Genomic DNA, 17,088 nt, shown 5'->3' with positions numbered 1-17,088 from the left:
CCTGCGCCGCGGGGCGACGAATCCTCCTCGGCCCCGTCGGTGCCTGTCCCGGTCCGGCGGTCAGTTCGACAACGATGGGAAGTGACGTCATGAGCGACACCGCGGCTCACGACATGGCGGCAGAGACTCTGCCCGAGCTGTTCGCGGCCCAGGTGGCCCGCACCCCCGACGCCGTCGCGCTCGTCGGCGCCGATGCATCCCTCACGTACGCCGAGCTGGATGCCAGGGCCGGCCGACTGGCGCGGTCGCTCATGGCCAAGGGGGCGGGGCCCGAAACGGTCGTGGCGGTCGCGGTGCCGCGATCCGTGGAACTGCTGGTCGCCCTCCACGCGGTGCACAGGGCCGGGGCCGCCTACCTTCCGGTCGATCCGCTGCTGCCCGCCGAGCGTGTACGGGAGATGACCGAGGACGCACGGCCCGTGCTGATGCTCGACAGCGAGGACGTCCGGCGGATGTCGGAGGAGGGCGCGCCCGGGGCGGACGAGACCGGATGGCCCTCGCCGCACCCGTCGAGCACCGCCTACGTCATCTTCACCTCCGGATCCACCGGCCGGCCCAAGGGGGTGGCCGTGTCCCACGAGGCCATCGTCAACCGCCTGCGCTGGATGCAGGCGGAGTATCCGCTGGGCCACGACGACCACGTCCTGCAGAAGACCCCCGCCGGATTCGACGTCTCCGTGTGGGAGTTCTTCTGGCCGCTGTGCGTCGGCGCGCGCCTCGTCCTGGCCGGGCCGGACGAGCACCGGGATCCCACCCGGATCGCCGAGCTGATCCGGGCGGAGCGGATCACGACCGTGCATTTCGTCCCGTCCATGCTGCGTCACTTCCTCGAAGGGCCGGCGGCGGCCCAATGTGATTCGCTGCGCCGGGTGTTCGCGAGCGGCGAGGCGCTCTCGGCCGATCTTCGGTCACGGTTCTTCCGCCTCCTGGACGCCGAACTGCACAACCTCTACGGGCCCACCGAGGCCGCGGTGGACGTGTCCCACTGGCGCTGCGGCCCCGGCGACCCACCCGGCCCGGTGCCGATCGGCGCCCCGGTGCGCAACACCCGGCTGTACGTTCTGGACGAGCGGCTGAACCAGGCCGCGCCCGGTGCGGCCGGCGAGCTCTACATCGCGGGTGTCCAGCTGGCCCGGGGGTACGTCAACCGGCCGGGGCTGACGGCGGAGCGGTTCGTCCCCGATCCCTACGGCCCCGAAGGCAGCCGGATGTACCGAACCGGGGATCTCGCCCGGCGGGACCCCGACGGGGTCCTGCACTACCTGGGCCGCGACGACCACCAGGTCAAGGTGGGGGGCGTGCGCGTCGAACTCGGCGAGATCGAAGCGACGTTGGCCCGGCACGCCGCGGTCGCCGACGCGGTGGTGGCCGCGAGGCCCGACGAGGCCGGCGGGACGCGGCTGACCGCCTACCTCGTACCCGACCCCGTCGAGGCCGCCGCGCTGCGGAACCTGTGCCGCCTCGAAGAAGCCGGGCTCCTCGACCGGAAGGACCTGCAGACGCTACCGAACGGCATGGCCGTCGTCGCGCCCAACCGGTCGGAGGCGGACTTCCTGTACCGCGAGATCTTCGAGGAGGGCGAGTATCTGCGGCACGGGATCACGCTGCCCGACACCGGGGCCTGCGTCTTCGACGTGGGCGCGCACATCGGGTTCTTCTCGCTCGCGGTGGCCCGCTCCCGTCCCGGCAGCGTGGTCCACGCGTTCGAGCCGATTCCGCAGCTGTTCCGCATGCTCGAACTCAACACCCGGCTGCACGGGGTCGACGCCAGGCTGTTCCCGTGCGGCCTCGCCGAAGAGGCGGGTACGGCGTCCTTCACCTACTATCCGCAGCTTTCGATAATGTCGGGGCGATTCGGCGACATCGCCGAGGAGCGCGGTGTCCTGGAGGCCTTCGTCCGCAACGAGCAGCCGATGCGGGAAGCCCTTCCGCACAGCGGCGCGGCGGATCTCGACAGTCTGCTCACGGAGCGGCTGCAGCACACCGACGTGACCTGCGAGCTGCGCACGCTGTCGGACGTCATCGACGAGACCGGTGTGGAACGGATCGACCTGCTCAAGATCGATGCGGAGAAGAGCGAACACGCGGTGCTTCTGGGGCTCCGCGAGGAGCACTGGAACCTGGTCCGCCAGCTGGTCATCGAAGCGCACAACACCCCGGGCCGGATCGACTGGATCCGGGGCCAACTGGAGGAGCGGGGGTACCGGGTCACCGTCGACGGGCTGGCGATGCTCGCGGAGACCGGGCTGGTCACCCTCTACGCGGTCCGCGGCGGGCAGCCGGCCCCCGGTGGCGGGGACAGTGCCGCACCGGCGCACCGCGGGTCGGGTTGGTCGTCCCCGGATCCGTACGTCGAGGACGTGCGGCGGGAAGCGGAGCTCCGGCTCCCGCCGCAGATGGTTCCGGACCACTTCGTGATCGTCGACGCGCTTCCCCTGACGGCCAACGGCAAGCTCGACCGGGCGGCACTGCCCGCGCCCCGGCGCCGACCGACCGGGAGAGCGGCCGCTCCGCGCGACACGACCGAGGCGCTGCTCCGCTCCCTGTTCGCCGACGTGCTCGCCGCACCCGACATGGGGATCCATGACGACTTCTTCCGCCTGGGCGGCAACTCGTTCGACGCGATCCGCCTGGTGGCCCGGATCCGTGAGGCGCTGGGTGTCGCAGTGACCGTCCCGAGCCTGTTCAAGGCCCCGACCGTGGCCGCCTTCGCCGAACTGCTGGCCCATGGACCCGACGGAGCCCCGTTCCCGCTCGACGCATGACCCTTCCGCTTCGACCGACACGGCAACCGAGGAGCCGGGCCGCCGCACCGAGGGACTCCGAACACGTCCGCCGGGCCGTCGGATCCGTCACGGTCCCCTTCGGGACCTGCGGCGAGCCCGGCAACGCCCGGGCCGGCGGACAGTCCTGCCCCTGCTGAACCGCCGCTCCCGTCCGGGCACCCGGACGGGAGCGGCTCGCGGCACGGCGGACCCCTGGAAGCTGCCGGGGACGGTGGACCCCGGCTCCCTGACCGGCCTACGGCAGGCGCATCGACGTGATGGTCATGCGGGAGCTTCCGAGGAGAAGGAGCGAGGCGTGGCCGACGTCGTGGCCGGCGGGGCGATCTCGGCGAGACGGCTGTCGAAGGCGCGCAGCAGATCAGGGAGCCGTTGCGGCCAGGAACCGGTCAGCGGAGCCTGGACGACGCATTTCAGGGTCCCGTCGGGCAGTTCGCACACCTGGAGCTGGACCTCGGCGACCGCGCCGACCGGCGGCACCGGAACGCTGTGCATCCTCACCGGACCGGCCGGATGCTCGACGCGCCGCCAGTTCTCGAAGGCGAACAGCGCCTGGTAGACGGGCATCCGACCACCGGGGACCGTCTGCACGGCCCGGACGATCTCGTAGCGGGGCAGCGCGGAGCCCAGGATGCTCTCCCGCACGGCAGCCCAGACCCGCTCGACCACCCCGGGTGCGGACAGCTCGGGCATCCGCACCGGCAGGATGTCGATCAGGCAGCCGAGTTCGTCCGCCTGCCCGGCCGAGCGGGTGGCCACCGGTGTGCCGACGCAGAAGTCGGAGCCGCCGGTGATCTCGGCCAGAGCCCGGCCGTACGCGGCCAGCAGCACCGCGAACGGTGAGCAGGCGCTGCGCCTGGCCTGGTCGCGCACCGCCTGCCAGGTGCTGGGCGGACAGGTGGTTCGGAGCTCGGCCGACCCACCTGCGGCGAGCTCGTGCTGGTTCGGCGCCGGGCTGCCGTCCGGGGTGGGCAGGTCGGCCGCCCCGGTCAGCAGGGCGCGCCAGTGCGTGGTGAGTTCGGCGTGCTGCGCCGGCGTGAGCTCCGCGGCCTCCGCTCGTTCCAGCACGGGCAGATCGGTCGCGACGCCGTCGACGGCCCGTGCGTAGGCGCGCGCCAGATCGGCGGCGAACACCTCCTGGGAGAGGCCGTCGAAAGCGATGTGATGGACCGCCAGGAAGACGGTGGCGCCCTGTGCGTCCGGGGCGACGGCGGCCCTGTGGACGCGGCCCGCGGCGAGATCGAAGGTGTCAGCGTTCAGCAGGGTGGCGGCCGCCTCCTCGAAGCCGGTGCCGGGCCCGAGGCGCAGCAGCGGCTCCGCGACCGGCTCCGCGAGGACCTTGCGGACCACCTGCTCGTGCTCGAAGACGAAGGCGGTGCGCAGCGCCTCCTGGCGGCGCGCCACTGCCGACAGCGCCGCGTCGAGGGCGGGGAGATCGAGCGGGCCGTGGACGCGGACCTGGGCGAGGATCCAGCCGGCGGGGCTCGCCGGGTCGATCTGGTCGGCGAGCCAGAACTGCATCTCCAGGGCGGAGGCCGGCTGAACCCGCACCGTCGCGTGGTCAGTCACAGGAAAGCTCCTTGTCCGTGCCGTCGCAACGCGGCGCTCATGCGTTCCAGGGTCTCTTCCAGGACCTGCGGGGACGTGCCGAAATTGAGCCGTACGAATCCATCGCCGCCGGCTCCGAAGGCCGGACCGGAGAAGAGGAGCACCTTGGCCTCGTCGCGGAAGAAGGGCATGGGGTCCGGGCCGATCCCCAGCTGCCGGCAGTCGAGCCAGGCAAGGAAAGTGGCCTCCGGAGTCCGACATCGGATCCTCTCCGGGAGCCGCTCGGCCAGCAGCCGCCGGTTCCGGTCCAGGATGGCCAGCACTTCGTCCAGCCAGGCATCGCCCGAGGTCCAGGCGGCCTTCAGGGCCTCGACCGCGAGCACTCCCACTTGGCCGAAAAGCAGCCCGCGCCGGGCGTCGACGGCATCCCGTACGGCCCGCGGTCCTATGTGCGCCAGCGCGCAGCGGATCCCGGCGAGGTTGAACGCCTTGCTCCCCGAGGTGAGGGTGACGGTGCGGGCGGCGATTTCCGGGCTGAGCGAGGCGAAGGGAACATGCCGGTGCGGGGCATGGGTCAGATCCGCGTGCACCTCGTCGGAGATCACCAACAGGTCGAACCTGAGCACGAGTTCCGCGAGCGACTCCAGCTCGTCACGGCGGAACACCCGGCCGGTGGGGTTGTGGGGGTTGACGAGGAAGAGCACACGGCAGCGCCCCGAGCCCTCGTCCGCCGCGGTCCGCTCCATGAGCGCGGGATCGAACTCCCACCCGCCCTCGCCCTCCTGGAGCGGAACGGTCAGCGCCCTGCGGCCGATCCTCTCGATGACATCGACGAACGGCGGGCAAGCGGGGGTGTGCAGAAGTACCGCATCGCCGGGGTCGGTGGCGACCTGGAGCGTCGCGAGCATCGCCTGGTTGATGTCCGTGAACAGCCGGACGTGCGTGGGATCGGGCCTGTGGCCGTACCGGTGCCGCGTCCGCTCGGCGAACACCTCGCCGAGCGGGCCGCCGCGGCTCTCGTCGAACCACGGGGGGTAGCCGAGATCGCCGTCGGCGCGGCGCAGCAGGGCCTGGCGTATCGCGGGTGCGGTCGGAAAGTCCATGTCCGCGACCCAGGAGGCCAGCATGCCGTCGCCCGCGGTGGCCCACTTCTCCCCGTCCCGCTGTGACAGACGGCTCAGTTCGAGGGAGTCGAGAGCAGTTGACGAAGTGTCGGCCTTCATAGTCCTGTTCCGTGTTGGTTCGATGGCACAGCGTTGTGCGGACCAATGCCGGTGCGGTGCCGCACGACGGAGAGGAGGCCGGTACGGAAAGCCCGCGACAGGAAACCGATCGCCCGGCAGACCTCCTGCGGGCCCCCGGCCCTCCAGTCGCATCCCCATAACCCTGTTGGTCTACACGGGAGTTCCCCGAGTACGTCATGCTTGCCCTACGGGGGGGAGCACACAAGGTTATGCGCCAGCCTTCGACCGCGAACGTGTGACGTCGGCCACATTGCGGCGTTCGCGACCCGCCGATACTGTCGCCAACAGCGCCTTCCTCAGCCCGGATTGGACGCTGAGGCTGGTCGCTCGCAAAGCTTGGAGCCTCCTGGCCCGGCAGTCGGTGCGCACATGCGCCCATCCGATATTCACAGTCGAATTACATCTGCGATGTCGAGAATCTGTGACAGGAGACAGGAATTGCCCTCCCATGCTGCCCAAATCCCTGCGGACCGGCCGCGTGGCGTCGACGCACCCCGTTGCACGGGGGTAGTACGCCGAGACATTCCCGGTCTTTACGCCGGCGCCGTCAGGGATGTGGCGGCGTCCTGCGCGACCGCCCCGGAGAGTGTGCTGCTCGCCGGCTTCGCCGCGCTGGTGTACCGGTATTCCGGCCAGAACCAGGTCGAGTTCCACGTGCGCCGCGAAGGAGGTGAGGACTCGCTGCTCCGCTTCTCCGTCACCGGGGAGAGCACGCTCCGCGGACTGACCGGTGCGGCCGGTGCCGCGGCGGCCCCCGGGAAGGAGCCCGCGCGCATCGGCGTACGTTTCGGTGCGGATCGGGCCGGCGGGGGAGATCGGCCGTACGAGGTCGAGCTCGTGCTGCCCGCGGCCGGGGCGGCGTCCCGGCCGGCCGCTCTCCACTTCGACGAGCGGCTCTTCGACACGGCGACCGGCGACCGGCTGCTCGCCCACTTCCAGAACCTGCTCGAGGACGGCGCGAACCGGCCGGACCGGGCGCTGGCGGATCTCGTGCTTCTCACCGGGCCCGAGGTGCACCGGATCCTCGTGGAATGGAACGACACCGCTGTCCAGCTGCCCCGCGAGGAGAGCTGTCTGCACGAGGCGTTCGAGGAGCGGGCCGCGCGGTCCCCGGAGGCCGTCGCCGTGATCCAAGGAGCGACCCGGCTGACGTTCCAGGAGATCAACGTCGCGGCGAACCGGCTGGCACATCATCTGAGGGACCTGGGCGTCGGCCCCGACGACCGCGTCGGCCTCTACCTCGAGCACTCGCCCGATCTGCTGATCTCGATGCTCGCGGTACTCAAGGCCGGCGGGGCCTATGTGCCACTCGACCCCGGCTATCCGCAGGCCAGGGTGTCCACCATGATCGCCGGTGCTTCCTGCGTGGCCCTGATCAGCCACAGCGAGCTCGCTGCCGCTCTGACCGGGGAGGACTCCGTACGGCAGGAACTCCTGGTCCTATTGGACCGCGAGACCGCCGCCCTGTCCGCCCGGCCCGATCACGATCCGAAGCCCCAGGCCGGGCCGGACAACCTCTGCTACGTGATCCACACGTCCGGTTCCACCGGAAAGCCGAAGCCGATCGCGCTGCGCCACCGGGGCGTGACGAACAACGTCGAGGATCTCAACTCCCGCTTCGCCGTGGGCATCGGCGACAGTGTCCTCGGCCTGTCGTCCCCGAGTTTCGACATGTCGGTCTACGAATTCCTCGGGATGACGGCGGCAGGCGGCACGCTCGTCCTTCCCGCGCCCGGCCGGGCCAAGGATCCGGCGCACTGGGCCGAGCTGGCGGCGGACCACGGCGTCACGGTGTGGAACACCGCGCCGGCGCTGCTGGAACTGGTACTCGATCATGTCGAGCGCGGCGGGGGTGGCGGGCCCTCACCGGTGAACGCACTGCGGCTGATCATGGTCGCCGGAGACTGGATCCCGCTGAAGCTGCCCGGACGCGCCCGCGGAGCCGCGCCCGATGCCAGGTTCATCTCCCTCGGTGGGGCCACCGAGGCCTCGATCTATTCGACGATATTCGAGGTCGAGGCCACCGACCCCACCTGGAGGAGCATTCCGTACGGGCGCCCGATGGCCAATCAGCGCACCTACATCCTGGACGAGTCGCTTCAACCCGTTCCGCCGGGTGTGACGGGCGAGTTGTACCTTGCCGGCGTCGGCCTCGCGCTCGGCTACCTGGACCAGCCCGCCTTCACCGCCGAGCGGTTCGTCGAGTGGACGTACGGCACGGTGGCCGGCGAGCGGCTGTATCGCACCGGCGACCTGGCGAGGTTCGGTGCCGACGGACTGATCGAACTGATCGGCCGGACCGACCTCCAGGTGAAGATTCACGGGCTGCGGGTGGAGCTGACCGAGATCGAGTCCGTACTCCGCGACCATCCTCAGGTCAAAGAAGCGGCGGTGACCGCACAGCCCGATGCCGTCGGCGTCCCGGTCCTGGTCGGGTATGCCGTGCCGCGCGACGGTGAGGTCCTGGACCCGGAGGACATCCGCAGGACCCTCGCGGCCAGTCTTCCGGCGCACATGGTTCCCGGCACTGTGCTCGTGCTGCCGGCCATGCCGCTGAGCCCCAACGGGAAGCTGGACCGCAAGTCGCTTCCCACGGCCCCCTCGCCGCACGAGGAGCGCCGTGGCGGCACCGTGCCCGTGGGTGCCGAGCCCAGCGGTCCGTGGGAGAAGCGGATCGCCGCGGCATGGCAGGACGTTCTGGGTATCGATGCGATCCGGCGTGACGACGACTTCTTCGCCCTGGGCGGCGACTCGATGACGGCCATGCGCAGCATGGCGCAGGTGCCCGAGCTGACGTTGGTGGCTCTGCACCGCCATCCGACGCTGCAGAGCCTGGCCGCGTATCTTCAGGCCACGGCCGCTCCGCCCGGGGCGGGGAACGCCGACGCCTGCTCGGTCTGACGGACCGGGCAGGAACCGCAGCACACCGGCGGTGGCCGGCCGTGCGGGCCGGATGCCCGGGCGTCCGTCCCGCGGGTACCAGCCCGCGAAGTCCTCGTCGCACCACGGCCCGTCCCGCCGGTCTCCCACCCGCATCGCCGTCGTACCGCCCGGGTTGCCCGCCCGCGGCCGCCTGTGAGTTCTTCGACGCGGGCCCGGAACCGCCCGGCTCGGTCGGCCGGTTCGCGTTCGCGGAAAACCCCGGCCGAAATCCTTGGCCGGCGCGCACGTAAATGACCGAGGACATGAAATTTTGAAGACACGACCCAGTAGGGTCGAGTAAGATCACGGGTGAGTTCGAGGTCGTTCCGGGCGGGCCCTCGATCGAAGAGCCGCTGGACCGCCACAAGAAAAGCGCGGCCAGGCTTTGAGAATGTCCCAATCCATGACGGATCGGGATGTGTGTTTTCGGGAGAACAGAAGGACGGAAATGTCCATCGATGGCCCGCCGGAGTAATTGCGTCATCGATGTCCGTGTTCGGGGACAAGATCCTGGAAGAACCAGAATCCGGAGGACCGATGGCCACGCACGCTATTCAGAAGATAGATTCGGGGCGCGGTGGCATTCAGATGCACCGCCCGGGGGAAGTGTCCGATCCGGACGCGTTCCGGGAACGGCGTCTGACGCGCAGGCGCCGGCTGTTGGACGACCTGGCGAGTGCGAGAACGGACACCCGCTATTTCCCTGTGCTGTCGGTACTGGCGCCCGTCATGACCCAATCCGAGGGTGAAATCACCTATCCGGGCGACCCGATGTGTCTCTACACGGCGCTGAGCGCTGCCGTGCACCGTGCTGTGGCGGACGCCGGCCCGCTGGAGGACGCCGTGCACTACAGCGACCTCGCGCCCGAGTGGACCCGGTTCCCGTCCAAGGAGTACCGGCTCTCCGCCAGTGACGACGGATACCGGGCCTACGGCACGTCACCCAACACCGACCAGACGGTGTTCGACCCCCGGGTCTGGGACGACGCGGCGCGCACGAGATGGCTGCGGCTGCTGCGCGAGGTCCGGCCCAGGGTCGTGCTCATCAGCTCCGTGTCACCCGCGCACCGCTACGCGCTCGACATCGCGAGGCTGGTCAAGCGCGAGGTCCCGGATGCCTTCGTCATCCTCGGAGGCCGTCATGTGGACGAGACCGTCACCTGCACCCCCGACGGCCAGGCCCTCGTGTGCGAACCCAGCAGCACGGTGACAGTCATCCAGGAGGGCAAGGCTCCCCAAGTGGTCGACGCCGTCGTCGGCGGCGAGGCCTACTTCGCCGTGGACCTGCTCATGCGGGCCCTCGCCCTTGCCACCGATCTCGACCGGCGCTGGGTGGACCGTGACCAGGTCCTGCCGTGCCTGCAGGGGCTGCTCGCCGAAGAGGGTCCCGTGCCCGGCACGTCGGTCGTCGTCCTGGCGGCGGGGGAGACCTTCGACGCCGTTCCGCTCCGCGGCCGAACGATCGACCTCGCGTCCTTACCCTCGCCGTACGAGGCATTCGCGATCCGATCCCGATTCCCCATCTTCACTCGCCCCGGGACGGGGGAGGTGATGCGCACCGCGCACTTCATGGTGTCCAACGCCTGTCCGTACCGATGTAACTTCTGCTCCGAGTCGTCGCAACTCGGCACCGGGCTCAAGCGGTTCAAGAACGATGCGACAGGTGCTGCGGCGGAGCGGGTCTGTGAATACGTCGGCTACGGCGCCGAGTCGCTCTTCTTCGACGACTCCGTCTTCTGGAGCGGTCGGTACCGGGACATCGAGAACTTCTGCGAGGAGCTCGGCCGGATCCGCCGGGACGAGAGCGGCTCACTCGAACCGCGGTACCGCAGATTCGTTCGCGAGGAAGACGATGTCCAGCGGCTGCGCGACCTCCAGTGGGGTGCTCAGCTGACCGTCGACACCCTCGTCGCGCTGCATTCGGCCGAAGAATCGTCAAAAATCCTGCGAAAGATGAAGGATGCCGGATGCAGCTACATCTACATCGGCATCGAGAGCATGTCGACGCAAGTCATGAACAACATTCACAAGAATATCCGCCGGGACGAACGGAAGCCCTGGAGGGAAAAGGTCAGGGAAGCTGCGGCCCTTGTCAAGGCGCAGGGCCTGCAACTGGGAACCTCCGTTCTCTTCGGCCTCGACGGTGAGACGCGGGACAGTATCGACGAGACCATCCACGAAGTGGGCCGTCTCATCGACGACAAGCTGATCGATCTGGCCAGCCCGAACATACTCACCTACCACCCCGCGACACCGGTCACGCGCCAGCACGGCATGCAGGACCAACTCGACTACCACTCCCCGCGCATCGACAACCGGAAGCCCTATATTTATTTCGAGGAAGCTTTTCCCGGTGTCGTCTCCGTCCTCCTCACCGAGGACGACATCTGGCACATTCACAGGGAGACCGAGAAACGCTGGGGCGGGGCCCGCAATGACGCCGCCGCAGTTCCTGTCCAGGAAGAGCAGTCCGACAGTCCCCAGCATGTCCCCGCCGGACCATGACGACATCTGACAGGCGCCCAGAGGCTCCGGACATGACTCACAGGACCTGCCCATGGGGATGCACGACTCGATCGCTGCTGTAGGACAACACCGGCGAGGCGGCCCTGCGGACACCGCACCCGCTGGTCCTCGACGACGCGCAGCGCCTGCCGGCACCATGCCTGGAGTGCCTGTGCCGCCGCCTGGTCCAGGACCTCGATGCCCCAACCACCCTGGTCCTGGCCGGAACAGCCGGCACCGAGGCCGTACGACGCGTCCCGGAACTGGCCTCCCGCGTCCTGGCCCGCCGCCACATCCCCCCGCTGACGCCGGCCCAGGCCCTGGCCGTCCTCCCGGCGTTCCACCCCCTGTGGGCACGGATACCGCCACGCGAACTCGCGCGAACCGGCGGCCAGGGCGCCCGAGGGAACTTCCGCACCTACGCCCAGCTCACCGCGCACATCATCGACACCGTACTGACCGACCCGCTCGCCTGCTCCGGCAGCGCCTTGCTCGCCAGGGCCTGGCGCCGCCTCAAGGGCGCATGAGTGGAGCGCCGAAACCCGGGGCGCCCCGCCCCGAGAGCCATCGACCATCAGGGCAGCCCCCGCTGACATCTCCTGCGGAAACCTCACCCGCGGGCACTGGTGAGGCCCGCCGTATCGCCAAGCGTCAATGAGCCGCCCACCCAACCACCCGACCCGGCGACCCCATCCATGCTTAATGGAAAAATTCCATTAAGCATGGATAGAATGCTTGCATGACGCTCAGTACGTTGGAGACTCTGCGGCTCACCGTCGCCGCGCTGCGACAGCGCACGGGGGAGAACCAGCGCGAGCTGGCCGCCGCACTCGGGCTGACCCAGGACAAGGTCAGCCGCCGTCAGTCCGGCGCCCAGCCCTGGTCCCTGGACGAGGTCGACGCCCTTGCCCGCCACTGGGGCATGGGACCACTCGACCTGCTCGCCGGGCCGACCCACGCCGCCCAGTCCCTCACCTGGTCCCCCGGCACCGCCGCCCCGCCCCCGTCAGCGCCGACCACCTTCGCGCCCACCCCGCCCACCCTGGCCGCCGACGTGCCGCCGGCGCCAATCGCCGTCCCTGGCGCGCCCACCCCGCCCACCCAGGTGCCCCCCACCGCTGTTCCGGCCACCTCGGTCGCTTCGGTCGCTGCCCCCGCCCCCGTCCCGGCCGGGGTCACGACGGACTACGACCGGGGCCCGGACGGAGCCCCCGCCCTCCACCCCCCTGCACCGTGCGAGCGGTGCGGCCGGCCGGTGGCCTACCGGATCGGCGGCCGCCCGCTCCACCTCGGCGGCTGGTGCGCCCCCGGGGCCATCCCGGCCTCCGGCCCCGCGACTTCGGCGGCCCTGCCCGACCAAGCCACCGTCCAGCAGCCGCCCTCCACCGCCGTCCCCGGCACCCCGACCGCTGGCGTGGACCAGGCCGTCGCCGTCCCGGCCACCCCCGCCGACGCCGTGCCCACGGCTCCGGCCTCGGCGTCGTCCGCCGCGCCGTCCGCTGCTCCCCGTTCGGGCCCGACGGCCCGCAGCCGTGAGTACGCCGGTACCGGTCGGGAGTTGGGCTTCTACCTCGACATGATCACGACGGCGGTCGAGGAGGCCCTGGAGGAGCACGACGGGGACACCGAGGCGGCGGGCGCGGCGCTGGAGAAGAAGGCCATTCCGAACGGAATGGACCTCTTCGACAAGACCCGCGTGGGCGCGGTGTACGAGCACACTGTCTACCCTGAGCGCCTGGAATTCCTGAGCAAGAAGTCCCGGAACGGCGCCGACGATATCTGGGAGGGCCGCCACAAATGGGAGAACGGCCCGCTGATGGCGCGGCTGAAGGCCGGCGCCGACCCGGTGACGGTGGACGTCCTGGACACCAACGCCGCCTACTGCTCCGCCCTCAAGACGCACCTGCCGATCGGCGCGCTCCAGCACCGCCCGGACGGCGGCTGGGACCCGAAACGCTCCGGCGTCTACCTGCTGCCCAAGCGTCCCACCTGGGAGCACCCGCACCTGCCCGACCCGATCGGCAACCGCCACGAAGCCGGGCCCGTGCTCCTGGACGAGGCCACCGTGCGGCTGCTGATCCGCTGCCACAAGCTCGGCCTCACCGACGCCCCGCACATCACCGAGGCCTGGACCTCCGGAGCCACCGAGGGCCTGCTGGAGAAGTTCCGCCGCGTCCTCACCATCGCCCGCGAAAACGCCATCCGCGACGGTGACACCGTCACCGAAAAGTACATCAAGGCCATCTACGCGAAATTCGCCTCCACCATCGGAGAATCCGCCTACAACCGCGACCTGCGCCGCCCCGACTGGATGCACATCATCCGCTCCCAAGCCTTCGCGAATCTCTGGTACAAATCCCAGCGCGCCCACAAGGCCGGACTGACGATCGTCGCGCTGCGCGGCACCGACGAACTCCATGTCACCGGCGGCGAATGGCGAAAGGGCGCAGGTGGTGTTTTCGAAGAGGGCCGCCTGACGACACAGTTGAAACTCAAGGACCAGTACACCCTGCCCCGCACCCGGAACCGGAGCGCCTGATGTCGACCGACGGCTGGAAGAACTTCGGCCGCTACGGCGCCGACCGCGACCGCGGAAACGTCCACGGGAAAATCGCCCTCGGCCGGGCCCTGGAGGACGCCGTGGAGCGCATGATCATCGACGGCGGCATCAAGTCCCCGCCGTCCACCCGCCGGGGCCTGACCGCCCGCATGCGCTACCTGATGACCCACAAGGGCGGCCACCAGGCCCTCGCCGACGCTCTCGCCGACGCCGGCAGCACCGCCAACCCGGCCACCCTGCGCGCCTGGAAGAACGGCACCCGCACCCCCCGCCGCGTCAACACCGAGGCCATCGACACCGCCTACTGGACCCTCAGGGCCCGCAACGTCCTGGCCAACCCCCAGCTCCTCAAGGACCACCTGAACAACGCCGGCCGCGGCACCCGCATGGAGATCCACCCCATCAACCAGCAGGTGGTTGACGAACCCCGCCGCCGCGACAACATCCGCCTGCGAAGCCTCCAGGTCCGCTACGTCTGGGACGACGCCGTCGACGCCCTCACCACCGGCGACATCGGAAAAATGGAAGAGATCTGGGACGACGTCATCGCCGACCTCGACTCCGACTGGGGCGCCTACACCTACGTCTCCCACATCGGCCTCGGCGCCTGACACCAGGCACCCAATGCAGGTTCCGCGTCTCCATGCGCAACGGTCGCGCCGGATGCGCACTCGATGCGCAATTCTGGGCCTGCGTGCGCAATGGATCTCGTGACCAGCGTCGATGCCGAAGGCAGTCCATCGTCAGACCACGGCGCCCCCGAGGGATTGCGTATCCCCGGCCGACCGGACGACTGCGCATCGAGCCCGGATTCCGGTGTTTCCGCTGGAACCAGTGCGCACGGAGTCGCGGGCCCAGCACCCAGCAGGCCCCGACGCCCGTTCCTGGGCGTGGGGGCCTGCTGGGTGCTGGGCCCGGTCGGCGGGATGGCATGTTCGCGGCCGAAAAATCCCAGCTCACAGCCCTGGCCACCCGCCGACCAGCGGGTCTGGCATTCCCCGCACGGCGGCCCCACCACAGCACCACCGGGCCGCCGAGCAGAGCAGCCGCGCCACGCCACCCGGCGCTGCTGGCCTCCCACCGGCCGGGCCCCGCGGAACACCCCCCTGCTCCCCGGGATCCGGCCGGGCTGCGCTCCGTTCCTGGACGCTCGGACGGAAGGCGCGGGTCTACGGGGCGGTGTGCCTGCGGCGGCGGGCTCGGGCGGCCTGCTGCATTTCGGCCTCGGCCAGGTGCCGACGGCCGGCGGCAAGGTCTCGGCGGACCTGTTCTTCCACGGCGGTGAACGCCTTGTAGTAGGTCTCGTCGTACGTCGTCCACCCCCCGGCGGCCGACGGTGCGCCTCGTCCCGTTCTTCGGTCCCGACGTCATCTGCCACCGATGCCTCCCGACGTGCTCGCGCGACCCCCCTTCACCGTCGTCCGGCCGGGGAGTAAGCGCATACGGGAGAGGGCCGACCGGCGGTCAGGCCGCCGGCTCCTGAGTGGTGTCCGGGCGGGCGGCCTGCTTGAGCTTCATCGCGGCCTTGTGCCGGTTCTCGGCATCGCCCCAGTACGAGTGGGAGTACAGCTCGGCGCCGACCGCGCCCCGCTTCTCGGCCATTCCAACCTCGCCGCCACCTGCTACGTCCTGTCCGCACACCCGGAGAAGAAGAACGGCCCCATCGCCCCGTAGAGCTACGACCGTGGGGACCGACAGGGCAGCGAGGCGGCGGCGGACCGTGAGCGTGAGCAGCAGCCACTACGTCGAGTGGCACCTGCCTGGCTATGACCCGATCCTGGAGCTGGGCGTGGCGCCCGCGTGGCTCCAGGTCAGCGAGCAGATTCCGACTACAGCACAGGGAACGATCATGGCCAACGTCACATGCTTTTCGGTCCACCCAGAACAACAGTCCATCCCACCCGACGGGACGGTCTTTTTCTCGGTAGGCCCGGATGATCGTCTCGGCGGCGCCGCGATCACGGCCACTGTCCAGGCAGGCTCAGGCTCGGGAAGGACCGTGTTTGCCGAGGTGATACAGATGGCCACGCGGAGTCAGATCGACTTTCCTGGACCTGCGACGAGCCACTTCCTCGACATCGTCGTCAGGAACAACGGTCACGTCAGCGACGACGCCGCGACCATCGACTTCTACGACGTTTTCATCACCTCTATCACTCCGTAGCTCGCTCCGGCGGTGGTTTCAGATAGTGGCACCACCGGGCCGCCGGCCAGCGCAGCCACAACTGCGAGCCGCGCTGCGGGCCGGCTACGGCTACCCCGGCGACGCCGAGCGCCTGGACGCCGAACTCGCCGAGCAGCTGCTGCGCCGCGTGTCGGTCGACCAGGTCGACCAGGTCCCCGCCGTCGTGGACCTGGTCGCCGTCGCCGAGATCGTCGCCGCCTACCGCGGCCGCGTGCTGCTCGCCGCCGACCCGGAGACATCCGACGCCGTCGACCAGGCCGTCGCCGACCTGCTGGCGCGGCAGGGCGCCGAGTGACCGACCAGCACCAGCGGCCGGACCCGGCAGTCGCCGTGGGTCACCGACCGCGCCGCCCGGCGCGCCAAGGAGCTCGGCGCCACCACGGCACTGGAAGCGCTGCGCGCCCAACTCGCACACCGGCCGCGGCTCGGCCGCCCGATCCGCACCGTCACCGAGGGCGGCCAGCAGGTCGCGCTGTACTCCACCCGGATCGAGGGCGACCGGGCCGAAGGCCGGCCCGCGCTCAACGTCGTGCACGCCTACGCCCCCGCCCCGCCCTGGCCGCCGACGTGCGGATCGCAGCCGTCGTCCCCGAAGGCCCGCCGCACCCGTAGAGCCGGGCCGGCGGGCCGCGCCCGCTACGCTGCTGCCGGTGCCCGCCGGACCCGAGACGCGCACTCACGGGCCATCACCGGCGGGCGACGTCGCGCCGCCGTCGGCCTGGGACAATGTTGAGACGCACCCTGTCCCAGCCCGCCCGGTATGCCCGATTCGCTAGGACAGTCTCACCCTAAAACCCCAGGTCATGACGCTCTGCGTCCGGACCTGGGACAAGGGTGGGACAGCCGACCGCAACCGGCCGGTGACCCGTCTCACCGAAGTTTGACTGGTCTCAGCGGACTTTGACCGGTGGCGGTTTGTCTCAGCGGAGTTCGGTTGCGGTGCGCGAGGGTGTCGTGGGCATCTCGGCTTCGGTTGAAGAGGAGCTGTCGGAGGCGGTTCGTAGGGTGCCCGCGTGAACATCGATGATCTTTCTTGGCAGGCGCGCCACCACGGTGGCGTCTACCCGCGAATGGTGCGGACCTTTCTCGACCTCGGGCAGGTGGAACTGCTGGTCCGGGCGGCGCAGGAGCGTGGGGACTGGAACTGCGCGGAGGCCGCGGCCCGGGAGTTGTGCGCGGCCGGCGAGTTCGATCGGGCGCTGGCGCTGGTGGGACCGTTTGCGGAGATTGGCTGGCGGTCCGCCGTGTGGGTCACCGCCGAGATCATGATCCACCGGGGCGAGGGTGACGAGGCTCTCGCGATGGTGCGCCCGGACGAGGCCGAGCTGGGAGACGGCCACG

9 protein-coding genes and 2 pseudogenes are annotated in these 17,088 nt (G+C 70.2%); 8 read left to right on the top strand and 3 right to left on the bottom strand.

Going from position 1 to position 17,088, the window contains the following annotated elements; all coding sequences use genetic code 11:
* Positions 1 to 104: 104 nt before the first annotated feature.
* Positions 105 to 2,765 (top strand): annotated as a pseudogene (locus ACFVVA_RS32100) (amino acid adenylation domain-containing protein); the annotation flags it as partial.
* Between the two features lie 282 nt (positions 2,766 to 3,047).
* Here the strand turns inward: ACFVVA_RS32100 and ACFVVA_RS32095 are convergent.
* Positions 3,048 to 4,352: a condensation domain-containing protein gene (locus ACFVVA_RS32095; protein WP_387694263.1), complete on the bottom strand. Its 1,305-nt coding sequence runs from the start codon at positions 4,350 to 4,352 to the stop codon at positions 3,048 to 3,050.
* The gene (locus ACFVVA_RS32090) at positions 4,349 to 5,554 is read right to left on the bottom strand and encodes a MalY/PatB family protein (protein WP_387694262.1); all 1,206 of its coding nucleotides are present in this window, start codon (positions 5,552 to 5,554) and stop codon (positions 4,349 to 4,351) included. The genes ACFVVA_RS32095 and ACFVVA_RS32090 overlap by 4 nt, the downstream gene beginning before the upstream one ends.
* Positions 5,555 to 6,163: 609 nt before the next feature.
* Here ACFVVA_RS32090 and ACFVVA_RS32085 point away from each other — a divergent pair.
* From ACFVVA_RS32085 to ACFVVA_RS32070, 4 genes are all read left to right on the top strand, one after another.
* On the top strand, positions 6,164 to 8,476 hold the full coding sequence (locus tag ACFVVA_RS32085; RefSeq protein WP_387694261.1) for an amino acid adenylation domain-containing protein: 2,313 nt from the start codon (positions 6,164 to 6,166) through the stop codon (positions 8,474 to 8,476).
* A 558-nt stretch (positions 8,477 to 9,034) separates the two neighbouring features.
* Positions 9,035 to 11,002: a B12-binding domain-containing radical SAM protein gene (locus ACFVVA_RS32080; RefSeq protein ID WP_387694260.1), complete on the top strand. Its 1,968-nt coding sequence runs from the start codon at positions 9,035 to 9,037 to the stop codon at positions 11,000 to 11,002.
* A 739-nt stretch (positions 11,003 to 11,741) separates the two neighbouring features.
* On the top strand, positions 11,742 to 13,541 hold the full coding sequence (locus tag ACFVVA_RS32075) for an acyltransferase (protein ID WP_387694259.1): 1,800 nt from the start codon (positions 11,742 to 11,744) through the stop codon (positions 13,539 to 13,541).
* Entirely contained in the window at positions 13,541 to 14,173 is a 633-nt protein-coding gene (locus tag ACFVVA_RS32070) for a hypothetical protein (RefSeq protein ID WP_387694258.1), read from the top strand. The genes ACFVVA_RS32075 and ACFVVA_RS32070 overlap by 1 nt, the downstream gene beginning before the upstream one ends.
* 853 nt (positions 14,174 to 15,026) lie before the next feature.
* On the opposite strand, the gene ACFVVA_RS32065 is transcribed toward ACFVVA_RS32070, so the two are convergent.
* Positions 15,027 to 15,164 (bottom strand): hypothetical protein, encoded by a 138-nt coding sequence (locus ACFVVA_RS32065; RefSeq protein ID WP_387694257.1) that lies wholly within the window; start codon positions 15,162 to 15,164, stop codon positions 15,027 to 15,029.
* A gap of 124 nt (positions 15,165 to 15,288) precedes the next feature.
* Here ACFVVA_RS32065 and ACFVVA_RS32060 point away from each other — a divergent pair, with 124 nt between their 5' ends.
* The 3 genes and pseudogenes from ACFVVA_RS32060 to ACFVVA_RS32050 all read left to right on the top strand — a co-directional run.
* On the top strand, positions 15,289 to 15,726 hold the full coding sequence (locus tag ACFVVA_RS32060) for a hypothetical protein (RefSeq protein ID WP_387694256.1): 438 nt from the start codon (positions 15,289 to 15,291) through the stop codon (positions 15,724 to 15,726).
* Between the two features lie 25 nt (positions 15,727 to 15,751).
* Complete coding sequence (locus ACFVVA_RS32055; RefSeq protein ID WP_387694255.1) at positions 15,752 to 16,042, top strand: hypothetical protein; 291 nt, start codon at positions 15,752 to 15,754, stop codon at positions 16,040 to 16,042.
* A gap of 718 nt (positions 16,043 to 16,760) precedes the next feature.
* Positions 16,761 to 17,088, top strand: a pseudogene (locus ACFVVA_RS32050) (hypothetical protein); the annotation flags it as partial.

It is taken from the genome of Kitasatospora sp. NPDC058048, assembly GCF_042885555.1.
GTDB classification, from domain to species: domain Bacteria; phylum Actinomycetota; class Actinomycetes; order Streptomycetales; family Streptomycetaceae; genus Kitasatospora; species Kitasatospora lactacystinica.
The sequence above is the reverse complement of the archived record's forward strand: the minus strand, read 5'-3'. Positions and strand labels throughout refer to the sequence as shown.

Excerpts from the sequence above, each read along its gene's own strand:
- ACFVVA_RS32080 (WP_387694260.1), top strand. The coding sequence starts at position 9,035 with ATGGCCACGCACGCTATTCAGAAGATAGATTCGGGGCGCGGTGGCATT.
- ACFVVA_RS32075 (WP_387694259.1), top strand. The coding sequence starts at position 11,742 with ATGACGCTCAGTACGTTGGAGACTCTGCGGCTCACCGTCGCCGCGCTG.
- ACFVVA_RS32070 (WP_387694258.1), top strand. The coding sequence starts at position 13,541 with ATGTCGACCGACGGCTGGAAGAACTTCGGCCGCTACGGCGCCGACCGC.
- ACFVVA_RS32065 (WP_387694257.1), bottom strand. The coding sequence starts at position 15,164 with ATGGCCGAGAAGCGGGGCGCGGTCGGCGCCGAGCTGTACTCCCACTCG.
- ACFVVA_RS32090 (WP_387694262.1), bottom strand. The coding sequence starts at position 5,554 with ATGAAGGCCGACACTTCGTCAACTGCTCTCGACTCCCTCGAACTGAGC.